Source organism: Pseudomonas sp. Fl4BN1 (assembly GCF_009908285.1).
Taxonomy (GTDB): Bacteria; Pseudomonadota; Gammaproteobacteria; order Pseudomonadales; family Pseudomonadaceae; genus Aquipseudomonas.
In genome coordinates this window covers 105019-116752 of the sequence record NZ_JAAARM010000001.1, presented here as the reverse complement: position 1 = coordinate 116752, position 11734 = coordinate 105019, and the positions used below count along the sequence as shown (strand labels likewise).

General features: G+C 63.9%; 11 protein-coding genes. All 11 read left to right on the top strand.

Going from position 1 to position 11734, the window contains the following annotated elements:
• Window positions 1-125: 125 nt before the first annotated feature.
• The 11 genes from GV818_RS00520 (at window position 126) to GV818_RS00470 (ending at window position 11700) form a co-directional block, all read left to right on the top strand.
• Window positions 126-1121 (top strand): D-cysteine desulfhydrase, encoded by a 996-nt coding sequence (locus tag GV818_RS00520; RefSeq protein ID WP_161775606.1) that lies wholly within the window; start codon window positions 126-128, stop codon window positions 1119-1121.
• A gap of 350 nt (window positions 1122-1471) precedes the next feature.
• Complete coding sequence (gene tcyJ, locus GV818_RS00515; protein ID WP_161775605.1) at window positions 1472-2269, top strand: cystine ABC transporter substrate-binding protein; 798 nt, start codon at window positions 1472-1474, stop codon at window positions 2267-2269.
• Window positions 2269-2934 carry a cystine ABC transporter permease gene (gene tcyL / locus GV818_RS00510; protein ID WP_161775604.1) on the top strand — a complete coding sequence of 222 codons (666 nt, stop codon included), beginning with the start codon at window positions 2269-2271 and terminating at the stop codon, window positions 2932-2934. The genes tcyJ and tcyL overlap by 1 nt, the downstream gene beginning before the upstream one ends.
• Before the next feature lie 4 nt (window positions 2935-2938).
• Complete coding sequence (tcyN, locus tag GV818_RS00505) at window positions 2939-3697, top strand: L-cystine ABC transporter ATP-binding protein TcyN (protein ID WP_161754627.1); 759 nt, start codon at window positions 2939-2941, stop codon at window positions 3695-3697.
• 727 nt (window positions 3698-4424) lie between these two features.
• Window positions 4425-5666 carry an SfnB family sulfur acquisition oxidoreductase gene (locus GV818_RS00500; protein WP_161775603.1) on the top strand — a complete coding sequence of 414 codons (1242 nt, stop codon included), beginning with the start codon at window positions 4425-4427 and terminating at the stop codon, window positions 5664-5666.
• 24 nt (window positions 5667-5690) lie between these two features.
• The gene (locus tag GV818_RS00495) at window positions 5691-6884 is read left to right on the top strand and encodes an SfnB family sulfur acquisition oxidoreductase (RefSeq protein ID WP_161775602.1); all 1194 of its coding nucleotides are present in this window, start codon (window positions 5691-5693) and stop codon (window positions 6882-6884) included.
• Entirely contained in the window at window positions 6884-8239 is a 1356-nt protein-coding gene (locus GV818_RS00490) for an LLM class flavin-dependent oxidoreductase (RefSeq protein WP_161775601.1), read from the top strand. Before GV818_RS00495 ends, GV818_RS00490 begins: the two co-directional genes overlap by 1 nt.
• A 110-nt stretch (window positions 8240-8349) precedes the next feature.
• Window positions 8350-9159, top strand: a complete 810-nt coding sequence (locus tag GV818_RS00485) for a MetQ/NlpA family ABC transporter substrate-binding protein (RefSeq protein ID WP_161775600.1) — start codon at window positions 8350-8352, stop codon at window positions 9157-9159.
• A 1-nt stretch (window position 9160) separates the two neighbouring features.
• Window positions 9161-10285 (top strand): methionine ABC transporter ATP-binding protein, encoded by a 1125-nt coding sequence (locus GV818_RS00480; protein ID WP_161775599.1) that lies wholly within the window; start codon window positions 9161-9163, stop codon window positions 10283-10285.
• On the top strand, window positions 10275-10919 hold the full coding sequence (locus GV818_RS00475) for a methionine ABC transporter permease (RefSeq protein WP_102862627.1): 645 nt from the start codon (window positions 10275-10277) through the stop codon (window positions 10917-10919). The genes GV818_RS00480 and GV818_RS00475 overlap by 11 nt, the downstream gene beginning before the upstream one ends.
• Window positions 10920-11073: 154 nt before the next feature.
• Entirely contained in the window at window positions 11074-11700 is a 627-nt protein-coding gene (locus GV818_RS00470; RefSeq protein ID WP_161775598.1) for a class I SAM-dependent methyltransferase, read from the top strand.
• Window positions 11701-11734 lie beyond the last annotated feature (34 nt).

Here is an 11734-nt window from a genome sequence, read left to right as displayed (position 1 = left end):
CGCCAGGGCCAGCTTTAAGAACTAATTGTTCAGCGCCAAGCACTTTTTCGCATAAGCGATTGGCGGTTGCCCGGGCAAATATCGCTGCCTATAGTCCTTGCACCTTCCCTGTTCCGTGCGAACTCATGATCAAACAACAGCTTGCCCGCTTTGACCGCCTCGACCTGCTCGGTCACGCCACTGCCCTGGAAAAACTCGAACGCCTGTCGGCCTGGATCGGCCGTGATGTCTACGTCAAGCGCGATGACACCACGCCCCTGGCCATGGGCGGCAATAAGCTGCGCAAGCTCGAATACCTGGCCGCCGACGCCCTGGCCCAGGGTGCCGATACCCTGATCACCGCCGGTGCCATCCAGTCCAACCACGTGCGCCAGACTGCGGCCCTGGCCGCCCGGCTGGGATTGGGTTGCGTGGCCCTGCTGGAAAACCCCATCGGCACCGAAGACCCCAACTACCTGAACAACGGCAACCGCCTGCTGCTGGATCTGTTCGATGCCAAGGTCGAACTGGTGGAAAACCTGGATCAAGCCGACGAGCAATTGCAGGCCCTGGCCGCGCGCCTGCGCAACAACGGCAAGAGACCCTATCTGGTGCCCATCGGCGGCTCCAATGCACTGGGCGCCCTGGGTTATGTCCGCGCCGGCCTGGAGCTGGCGCAGCAGATCGAAGACAGCGGCCTGCATTTTTCCGCGGTGGTGCTGGCCTCCGGCAGCGCCGGCACCCACAGCGGCCTGGCCCTGGCGTTGAGCGAAGTGCTGCCGCAACTGCCGGTGATCGGCGTCACGGTATCGCGCAGCGAAGAAGACCAGCGGCCCAAGGTCCAGGGCCTGGCCGAACGCACCGCCGAACTGCTGGGGGTGAATCTGCCGGCGGCGTTCAACGTGCAACTGTGGGACGAATACTTCGCCCCCCGTTACGGCGAACCCAATGCCGGCACCCTGGCCGCAGTCAAATTGCTGGCCAGCCAGGAAGGCCTGTTGCTGGACCCGGTGTACACCGGCAAGGCCATGGCCGGCCTGCTGGACGGCGTCGGGCGCCAGCGTTTCGACGATGGCCCGATCATCTTCCTGCACACCGGCGGCGCCCCAGCGCTGTTCGCCTATGCCGGGGCCTTCTCGTAGAAGGTGAATGCCGTGAAGTTTTGTGTAGGAGCCGGCTTGCCGGCGAAGAGGCCCGCAAGTCCTGCATCGCTCTCGGGGACGCCTTCGCTGGCAAGCCAGCTCCTACGGGTTGAGTGCCGTGGCGTTTTTTGTAGGAGGTAGTGGCGCAGCGACAACCAAACCAAATGGAATAACAACGTTAATTTATATTATTTTTAAACCTATAAACATCACTTTATAGTCGCGCCGCAGGCTCATTTGCCATGAGGCGCATAAGCTGCATTTAAGGCAGGATAAAGCGTTACTTTCGGCTCACCGATTGGCCTGCATCTCCCACCCGCATCGTGCATAAGAAATCACAGGGGCTTGTCATGAATTTTTCCGTACTGCGTCGAAATCTGCTGATCGGCACACTGGGCCTGGCCCTCGGTGCCGGATTGATGGGGCAAGCGGTTGCCGGCGAGCAACTGCAGAAAATCAAGGATGCGGGAGTGATCAACGTTGGCCTGGAAGGCACCTATCCACCGTTCAGCTTCGTCGATGAAAACGGCAAGCTGGCCGGCTTCGAAGTGGAGTTCTCAGAAGCCCTGGCGAACAAGCTCGGGGTCAAGGTCAAGCTGCAACCGACCAAGTGGGACGGCATTCTCGCAGCCCTGGAGTCCAAGCGCCTGGACGCGGTCGTCAACCAGGTGACCATCTCTGAAGAGCGCAAGAAAAAGTACGATTTCTCCATCCCCTACACCGTCTCCGGGATCCAGGCCCTGACCCAGAAGAAGGATGACGGCAAGTTCAAGACTGCCGCCGACCTGGGTGGCCACAAGGTCGGTGTCGGCCTGGGCACCAACTACGAGCAATGGCTCAAGGACAACGTCCCCAGCGCCATCATCAAGACCTACGACGATGATCCGACCAAGTACCAGGACCTGCGCGTAGGCCGTATCGACGCGATCCTGGTGGACCGCCTGGCAGCCTTCGAGCTGATCAAGAAGACCAAGGACACCCTGGTGGTATCCGGCGAACCCTTCTCCCGCCAGGAAGCCGGTGTGGCCCTGCGCAAGGGCGAACCTGAACTGCTGGCCGCGGTGAACAAAGCGATCGAGGAACTGCGGGCCGACGGCACGCTGAAAAAGCTCTCGGAGAAATACTTCAACGCTGACGTCACCCAGTAATGGAAGCAGGCCTGCAACTGGCGCTGGATTCAGCGCCATTTCTCCTCAAGGGCGCGTATTACACGGTCATCCTCAGCCTTGGCGGCATGTTCTTCGGACTGCTGCTGGGCTTCGGCCTGGCCTTGATGCGCCTGTCGCACCTGAGGCTGGTGAGCTGGATTGCCCGGGTCTACGTGTCGTTCTTTCGCGGCACGCCGCTGCTGGTGCAACTCTTCGTGATCTACTACGGCCTGCCGCAACTGGGGCTGGAACTGGACCCGTTGCCCGCAGCGCTGATCGGCTTTTCCCTGAACATGGCGGCCTACGCCTGTGAAATCCTCAGGGCCGCCATCGGTTCCATCGAGCGCGGCCAATGGGAAGCCGCCGCCAGCATCGGCATGACCCGAGCCCAGACCCTGCGCCGGGCGATCCTGCCACAAGCCATGCGCACCGCTCTGCCGCCGCTGGGCAACAGCTTCATTTCACTGGTCAAGGACACGGCCCTGGCCGCCACGATCCAGGTACCGGAACTGTTCCGCCAAGCGCAGCTGATCACCGCGCGCACCTTCGAAATCTTCACCATGTATCTTGCCGCCGCGCTGATCTACTGGATTCTCGCCAGCGTGCTCGCGCACCTGCAGAACCGTCTGGAAGAGCGGGTCAATCGGCATGACCAGGAGTCTTGAAGCCATGATTGTGGTGGAAAAACTGACCAAGCAGTTCAAGGGCCAGACCGTACTCAACGGCATCGACCTGGAGGTCAAGGAAGGCGAAGTGGTTGCCATCATCGGCCCCAGCGGCTCGGGCAAGACCACCTTCCTGCGTTGCCTCAACTTTCTGGAAGAACCTACCAGCGGGCGGATCAGGATCGGCGACATTGCCATCGACAGCAGCATCCCCCTCAACCAGCAACAAAGCCGGATACGCCAGTTGCGCCAGCAAGTGGGTTTCGTGTTCCAGAACTTCAACCTGTTCCCCCACCGCACCGCCCTGGAGAACGTCATCGAAGGCCCGCTGGTGGTGAAGAAAACCCCACGCGAACAAGCCATCGCCCTGGGTCGCGCGCTGCTGGCCAAGGTCGGCCTGGCGGGCAAGGAAGACGCCTACCCGAGGCGCCTGTCCGGTGGCCAGCAACAGCGGGTGGCGATTGCCCGGGCCCTGGCCATGGAGCCTGGGGTGATCCTGTTCGACGAACCCACCTCGGCCCTCGACCCCGAGCTAGTGGGTGAAGTGCTGGCCACCATCCGCAGCCTGGCCGAAGAGAAACGCACCATGGTCATCGTCACCCACGAGATGAGCTTCGCCCGGGACGTGGCCAACCGGGTGATCTTCTTCGACAAGGGGGTGATCGTCGAACAGGGCGAAGCCAAGGCGCTGTTCGCCAACCCTCAGCAAGAGCGCACGCGACAGTTCCTGAGCAAGTTTCTCCACCCCGGCCACGCCTTGTAGGAGCCGGCTGGCCGGCGAAGAGGCCTGCAAGCCTTGCATCGCCCTCACGGCCGTCTTCGCTGGCAAGCCAGCTCCTACAGCTGATGTTCCTCCCTTCGCCCCCCCCGTAGGAGCCGGCTTGCCGGCGAAAAGGCCTGCAAGCCTTGCATCGCCCTCACGGCCGTCTTCGCTGGCAAGCCAGCTCCTACAACAGCTGATGTTCCTCCCTTCGCCACACCACACCCCCGTAGGAGCCGGCTTGCCGGCGAAGAGGCCTGCAAGCCTTGCATCGCCCTCACGGACGCCTTCGCTGGCAAGCCAGCTCCTACATCAGCTGATGTTCCTCCCTTCGCCACACCACCCCCCCGTAGGAGCCGGCTTGCCGGCGAAGAGGCCGCAAGCCTTGCATCGCCCTCACGGACGTCTTCGCTGGCAAGCCAGCTCCTACCCGACCAACGAAATGCCAGGGGCGTTCGTCACTCAATCAGTGCCCGCTCAAGCCACCTAAGGCCTTGATCCATAACGCCTGCGGGCTCCAATTCAACCCTTCTATTGATATTCCTAAAAGTTAGTTTATTTAATTTTTATACGCGCATAGGGTATATGCACCGGACCACCGGACATTCTTGATTCTGATTTCGCCGCACGAACGCGGCATATCCATGAGATGTGAGGTAGGTATGGTCCGGAACACAATCACCCCAGTGCAGATCGCCAGGGCATTGCGTGCAGCCAAGGAGTGGCGCTGATGTCCAGTCTGGTCGAAGCTCAGGTCCAGAGTGACCTGGATATTGCTCCCCTTTTGTTGCCCGCACGGGTTCTGCGCAACGACGCCGAAGCCCTTCAGGCCGCCCATGAACTGGCGGACGTTGCTCGCCAGCAAGCCGCCCAACGTGACCGTCAGCGCAAGCTGCCGTGGGCGCAGATCGAACAGTTCACCCGCAGCGGCCTAGGCAGTATTTCCATTCCCCGCGCCTACGGCGGGCCACAGGTTTCCTTCGTCACCCTGGCCGAAGTCTTCGCGATCATTTCCGCGGCGGACCCAGCCCTGGGCCAGATCCCGCAGAACCAGTTCGGTATCCTCGGCCTGATTCTCGGCTGCGGCACCGAGCGGCAGAAAAAACAACTGTTGCAGAGCGTGCTGGAAGGCTGGCGCATCGGCAATGCCGGCCCGGAACGCGGCACCAAGAACACCCTGGAACTCAAGGCGCGGATCACCGCCGACGCCGAGGGCCATGTGATCAATGGCCAGAAGTTCTACTCCACCGGCGCCCTGTTCGCCCACTGGGTAGCGGTCAAGGCACTCAACGATGACGGCCGCCAGGTGCTGGCCTTCGTCCGCCGCGGCACCCAGGGTTTACGCATCGTCGATGACTGGTCGGGCTTCGGCCAGCGCACCACCGCCAGCGGCACCATCCTGCTCAACAGTGTGCGGGTCGAGTCCGAGCTGGTGCTGGATAACTGGCGGATCAACGACACGCCGAATATCCAGGGCGCCGTGTCGCAACTGATCCAGGCCGCCATCGACGCCGGCATCGCCCGGGAAGCCGTGGCCGACGCCATCGCCTTTGTCCGGGAACGCGCCCGGCCGTGGATCGATGCCAACGTCGAGCGGGCCAGCGACGACCTGTATGTGATCGCCGACATCGGCAAGCTGCAGATCGAACTGCACGCCGCCGAGGCCCTGCTGCGCAAGGCTGGCCAGGTGCTGGACCAGGTCAGCTCAGCGCCGATCACCGCCGAGTCCGCGGCCCGCGCCTCCATCGCCGTGGCCGAAGCCAAGGTGCTGACCACCGAGATCTCGCTGCTGGCCAGCGAAAAACTCTTCGAGCTGGCCGGCAGCCGCGCCACCCTCGCCGAATTCAACCTCGACCGACACTGGCGCAACGCCCGGGTGCATACGCTGCACGATCCAGTGCGCTGGAAGTACCACGCCGTCGGCGCCTATCACCTGAACGGCACTTTGCCTGCTCGTCATTCCTGGATTTAACCGACCAGACCTCTGGAGAAACACATGAGCCTTTCTCAACACGTCGCGGTCATCACCAGCGATGAACAAGCCCTGATTGTCGCCAGCGACCTGGCGGAAGATTTCCAACGCGACAGTGCCCTGCGCGACCGCGAGCGGCGCCTGCCACACCCGGAACTGGAAGCCTTCTCGCGCTCCGGCCTGTGGGGCATCAGCGTGCCCAGGGAATACGGCGGCGCCGGTGTCTCCAATGTCACCCTGGCCAAGGTCATCGCCCTGATCGCCCAGGCCGACGCCTCCCTGGGGCAGATCCCGCAGAACCATTTCTATGCCCTCGAAGTACTGCGGGTGAATGGCAGCCCGCAGCAGAAACAACGCCTGTACGCCGAAGTCCTCGCCGGCCGGCGCTTCGGCAACGCCCTGGCCGAGCTGGGCACCAAGACCGCCCACGACCGCACCACCCGCCTGAGCCGTGACGGCGATGGCTACCGCATCGACGGGCGCAAGTTCTACGCCACCGGAGCGATCTACGCCCAACGCATCCCGACATCGGTGGTGGATGAATACGGCGTGCTGCAACTGGCCTTCGTCCCCGCGGACAGCCAGGGCCTGAGCGTGATCGACGACTGGAGCGGCTTCGGCCAGCGCACCACCGGCAGCGGCTCGGTGCTGTTCGAAAATGTGTGGGTGGACGCCGACGACGTGGTGCCGTTCCAGAGCGCCTTCGAGCGCCCGACCACGGTTGGCCCCCTGGCGCAGATCCTTCACGCGGCCATCGACACCGGCATTGCCCGCGCCGCCTACGAGGACGCCCTGCACTTTGTGCGCACCAAGACCCGGCCCTGGATCGACTCCGGCCTGGAGCAGGCCACCGCCGACCCGCTGACGATCAAGAGCTTCGGCCACCTGAGCATCCGCCTGCACGCCACCGAAGCGCTGCTGGAACGCGCCGGTGAATTCCTCGACGCAGCCCAAGCCGACAGCAACGCCGACACCGTGGCCGCCGCCTCCATCGCCGTGGCCGAAGTCCGCGCCCTGAGCACGGAAATTTCCCTGGCCGCCGGCAGCACCCTGTTCGAACTGGCGGGCAGCCAGGCGACCCTGGCCGAGCACGGCCTGGACCGCCACTGGCGCAACGCCCGGGTACACACCCTGCACGACCCGGTGCGCTGGAAGTACCACGCGGTGGGCAACTACTACCTGAACCAGACCAACCCGCCGTTGCGGGGGACTATTTGATGGCCGCGAAAAAGAAGATCCTGCTCAACGCCTTCAACATGAACTGCGTCGGTCATATCAACCACGGCCTGTGGACTCACCCACGGGACACCTCGACCCAGTACCAGACCATCGAATACTGGACCGAGCTGGCCCAGTTGCTGGAACGCGGGCTGTTCGACGGGCTGTTCATCGCCGACATCGTCGGGGTCTACGACGTCTACCAGAACTCCCTGGACGTGACGCTCAAGGAGTCGATCCAACTACCGGTCAACGACCCGCTGCTGCTGGTCTCGGCCATGGCCGCGGTGACCAGGAACCTCGGCTTCGGCCTGACCGCCAACCTCACTTACGAAGCGCCGTACCTGTTCGCCCGACGCCTCTCCACCCTCGATCACCTGAGCCGTGGCCGGGTCGGCTGGAACATCGTCACCGGCTACCTGGACAGCGCCGCCCAGGCCATGGGCCTCAAGCAGCAGATCGAACACGACCGCCGCTACGACCAGGCCGACGAGTACCTGGAGGTGCTGTACAAACTCTGGGAAGGCAGCTGGGAAGACGACGCGGTGATCAACGACCGCGAGCAGCGCATCTACGCCCAACCGGACAAGGTGCACAAGGTCGAGCACCAGGGCGAGTTCTACCAGGTCAGCGGTTATCACCTGTGCGAGCCGTCGCCGCAACGCACCCCGGTGCTGTTCCAGGCCGGCAGCTCGGACCGCGGCCTGGTGTTCGCCGGGCGCCACGCCGAGTGCGTGTTCATCAGCGGGCAGAACAAGGCCGCGACCAAGGCCCAGGTGGACAAGGTCCGCGCCAGCGCCGTGGCCGCCGGGCGCAACCCTGAGGACATCAAGGTGTTCATGGGGCTCAACGTGATCGTCGCCGCGACCGAGGAGCTGGCCTGGAAGAAACACGCCGAGTATCGCAGTCATGCCAGCGCCGAAGCCGGTGTGGCGCATTTCTCCGCCTCCACCGGGATCGATTTCGCCCAGTACGAGATCGACGAGCCGATCCAGTACGTGAAGAGCAACGCGATCCAATCGGCCACCAAGAACCTGCAGAACAACGACTGGACCCGGCGCAAGCTGCTGGACCAGCACGCCCTGGGCGGCCGCTACTTCACCGTGGTCGGATCACCGCAACAGGTGGCCGATGAGCTGGAATCCTGGATTGCCGAAACCGGCCTGGACGGCTTCAACCTGACCCGCATCGTCACCCCGGAAAGCTATGTCGACTTCATCGATCTGGTGATCCCGGAGCTGCAACGCCGGGGCTCGTACAAGACCGCCTACGACCAGGGCACCCTGCGCGAAAAGCTCTTTCGCCAGGACCGCAAGCTGCCCGAACAACACACCGGAGCGGCTTACCGCCGCTAACAGCTTCGCCGGCAAGCCGGCTCCTACACGCTCCTGTAGGCGCTGGCTTGCCAGCGAAGAGGCCAGCACAACCTGCCCATTCCCTCGCCCCGACCTGGACCCTGACCCACATGAAAACCACACGCCTGCGCCACCCGGTCAAAGCCCTGGCCCTCGCCCTCGGCCTGTTCAGCAGCGCCGTCTTCGCCGCCGATGCGCCGCTCAAGGTCGGCACCACCGCGGCCTTCGCCATCCCCCTGGAAGCCGCCGTCGTCGAAGCCGGTAAACAGGGCCTGAAGGTCGAGCTGGTGGAGTTCACCGACTGGATCGCGCCCAACGTCAGCCTGGCCGCCGGCGACATCGACGTGAACTACTTCCAGCACATTCCCTTCCTGGAAAACGCCAAGGCCGCCGCCGGTTTCGACCTGGTGCCCTTCGCCCCGGGCATCATCAACAACGTCGGCCTGTACTCGAAGAAATACAAAAGTTTCGACGAGCTGCCAGTCGGCGCCAGCGTGGCCATCGCCAACGACCCGATCAACAGCGGGCGCGGCCTGCAACTGCTGGCCAAGGCCGGGCTGATCACCCTCAAGCCCGGGGTCGGCTACAAGGCCACCGAAGAAGACATCGTCGCCAACCCGAAGAAGATCAAGATCCTCCAAGTGGAAGCCGTGCAACTGGTACGCGCCTATGACGACGCCGACCTGGTCCAGGGCTACCCGGCCTACATCCGCCTGGCCAAGACCTTCGATGCCGGTTCAGCCTTGCTGTTCGACGGCCTGGACCACAAGGAATACGTGATCCAGTTCGTGATCCAGCCCAAGAGCAAGAACGACCCGCGGCTGATCAAGTTCGTCGATATCTACCAGCATTCGCCGGCCGTGCGCGCCGCCCTGGACCAGGCTCACGGCAAGCTCTACCAAGCCGGCTGGGAAGGTTGAAATGAGTGCCTCGACGCTCCAGCGCACACGGCCCGAGCCGGCGCCCCACAGCGCCGAACAGACCCAACTGCACCCGGACCTGAACCGCGCCCAGGTGCGTTTTATCGGCCTGGGCAAGACCTACCAGGGTCGGCAGGGCCCGGTGCAGGCGCTGCACGGCATCGACCTGGCGATCCAGCGCGGTGAAGTGTTCGGCATCATCGGCCGCAGCGGCGCCGGCAAGTCGTCGCTGATCCGCACCATCAATCGCCTGGAACAACCCAGCAGCGGCCGAGTGCTGATTGACCAGGTGGACATCGGCGACTTCGACGAGGACCGCCTGGTGGCCCTGCGCCGACGCATCGGCATGATCTTCCAGCACTTCAACCTGATGTCGGCCAAGACCGTGTGGCACAACGTTGAGCTGCCACTGAAGGTGGCCGGGGTGCCCAAGGCCGAGCGCCAGCGCAAGGTCGGCGAACTGCTGGAACTGGTGGGCCTCAAGGACAAGCACCAGGCCTACCCGGCACAGCTGTCCGGCGGCCAGAAGCAGCGCGTGGGGATAGCCCGGGCGCTGGTCCACGACCCCGAGATCCTGCTGTGCGACGAAGCCACCTCGGCCCTCGACCCGGAAACCACCCAATCGATCCTTGGCCTGCTGAAAGAGATCAACCAGCGCCTGGGCCTGACCATCATTCTGATCACCCATGAAATGGCGGTGATCCGCGATATCTGCGACCGGGTGGTGGTGCTGGAACACGGCCGCATTGTCGAGCAGGGGCCGGTTTGGGAGGTCTTCGGCAACCCGCAGCATGAGGTCAGCAAGACTCTACTGGCGCCGTTGCAGCACGGCTTGCCCGAAGAACTGCAAAACCGTTTGCGCGATCATCCCCAGTCGTCCGATGCCGCGGTGGTGCTGAGCCTGCGTTTCACTGGCAACAGCCGCGACGAACCAGACCTGGCGGCATTGTTCAGTGCCCTCGGCGGGCGCGTGCGGTTGCTCCAGGGCGGCGTCGAACGCATCCAGGGGCATGCCCTGGGACAATTGCTCCTGGCCGTCCAGGGCTCGTCCCTGGGCACGGCGGAACTGCGCCAGCGGGCCGAGCACTGGGCACAACAGGTGGAGGTACTGGGCTATGTGGTTTGAGCGTTTGTTGCAGGGCATTCTCGACACCCTGCTGATGGTCGGCGTGTCTTCGCTGATCGCCCTGCTGGCGGGGATTCCCCTGGCAGTGATCCTGGTCACCAGCGGCAAGGGCGGGATCTATGAAGCGCCGAACCTGAACCGCGCCCTCGGGGCATTCGTCAACCTGTTCCGCTCGATCCCGTTCCTGATCCTGATGGTGGCGCTGATCCCCTTTACCCGACTGATCGTCGGCACCACCTACGGCGTCTGGGCGGCGGTGGTGCCGCTGACCATCGCCGCCACGCCGTTCTTTGCACGGATCGCCGAGGTGAGCCTGCGGGAAGTCGACCACGGCCTGATCGAAGCGGCCCAGGCCATGGGCTGCCGGCGCTGGCACATCGTCTGGCACGTGCTGCTGCCGGAGGCGTTGCCGGGGATCGTCGGTGGTTTCACTATCACCCTGGTGACCATGATCAACTCCTCGGCCATGGCCGGAGCGATTGGCGCGGGTGGGCTGGGGGACATTGCCTACCGCTACGGTTACCAGCGTTTCGACAGCCAGATCATGCTCACGGTGATCGTGTTGCTGGTGATTCTGGTGGCGGCGATCCAGCTGGGTGGCGACCGTCTGGCACGGGTGCTGAACAAGCGTTGAGGGCTGTGGTGGCGGTTCGGGCGCCTTCGCGAGCAAGCTCGCTCCTACGGGTCGATCACCGCCCGCCGTAGGAGCGAGCTTGCTCGCGACAGGGCCCTCAAGACCACCATTGGCGTTATATTGGCCACCCCGCCCTCAACGCCCGTAGCCCGCCATGAAACTCGCCCCCGACGATCTCGAAACCATCACCGCAACCACTCTCGGCCACTACAACCAGGTGGCCGAAGGCTTTCGCGAGGGCACTCGCGACCACGATGTGAGCCAGAACATCGAGGCGCTGCTGCGGCATATCCAGGGCCCGGCGCCATTCACCGTGCTGGATTTCGGCTGCGGCCCCGGCCGCGACCTGCAAGCCTTCACCCACCTGGGCCATGTCGCCGTCGGCCTCGACGGTTCCGAACGCTTCGCGCAGATGGCCCGGGAAGACAGCGGGTGCGAGGTCTGGCAGCAGGACTTCCTCAAGCTCGAACTGCCCGCTGGGCGTTTTGATGGGATCTTCGCCAACGCGGTGCTGTTCCACATTCCCCGCCAGGAGCTGCCGCGAGTGCTCAAGCAGCTGCATGCCAGCCTCAAGGAAGGTGGCGTGCTGTTCAGCTCCAACCCCCGGGGCGACAACCAGGAAGGCTGGAACGGCCCGCGCTACGGTTCCTACCACGACCTGGCGGCGTGGCAGGCGCTATTGACTGACGCCGGGTTTGTCGAGCTGGAGCACTATTACCGCCCCGCTGGCCTGCCACGGAAACAACAACCGTGGCTGGCCAGCGTCTGGCGCAAGGCCTGATCCCGCCCCCCGTAGGCACTGCACAGATCCTCCG

Bases quoted from the DNA above. Each gene is read 5' to 3' on its own strand.
- GV818_RS00520 (WP_161775606.1), top strand. From the start codon at position 126: ATGATCAAACAACAGCTTGCCCGCTTTGACCGCCTCGACCTGCTCGGT.
- tcyJ (WP_161775605.1), top strand. From the start codon at position 1,472: ATGAATTTTTCCGTACTGCGTCGAAATCTGCTGATCGGCACACTGGGC.
- tcyL (WP_161775604.1), top strand. From the start codon at position 2,269: ATGGAAGCAGGCCTGCAACTGGCGCTGGATTCAGCGCCATTTCTCCTC.
- tcyN (WP_161754627.1), top strand. From the start codon at position 2,939: ATGATTGTGGTGGAAAAACTGACCAAGCAGTTCAAGGGCCAGACCGTA.
- GV818_RS00500 (WP_161775603.1), top strand. From the start codon at position 4,425: ATGTCCAGTCTGGTCGAAGCTCAGGTCCAGAGTGACCTGGATATTGCT.
- GV818_RS00495 (WP_161775602.1), top strand. From the start codon at position 5,691: ATGAGCCTTTCTCAACACGTCGCGGTCATCACCAGCGATGAACAAGCC.
- GV818_RS00490 (WP_161775601.1), top strand. From the start codon at position 6,884: ATGGCCGCGAAAAAGAAGATCCTGCTCAACGCCTTCAACATGAACTGC.
- GV818_RS00485 (WP_161775600.1), top strand. From the start codon at position 8,350: ATGAAAACCACACGCCTGCGCCACCCGGTCAAAGCCCTGGCCCTCGCC.
- GV818_RS00480 (WP_161775599.1), top strand. From the start codon at position 9,161: ATGAGTGCCTCGACGCTCCAGCGCACACGGCCCGAGCCGGCGCCCCAC.
- GV818_RS00475 (WP_102862627.1), top strand. From the start codon at position 10,275: ATGTGGTTTGAGCGTTTGTTGCAGGGCATTCTCGACACCCTGCTGATG.
- GV818_RS00470 (WP_161775598.1), top strand. From the start codon at position 11,074: ATGAAACTCGCCCCCGACGATCTCGAAACCATCACCGCAACCACTCTC.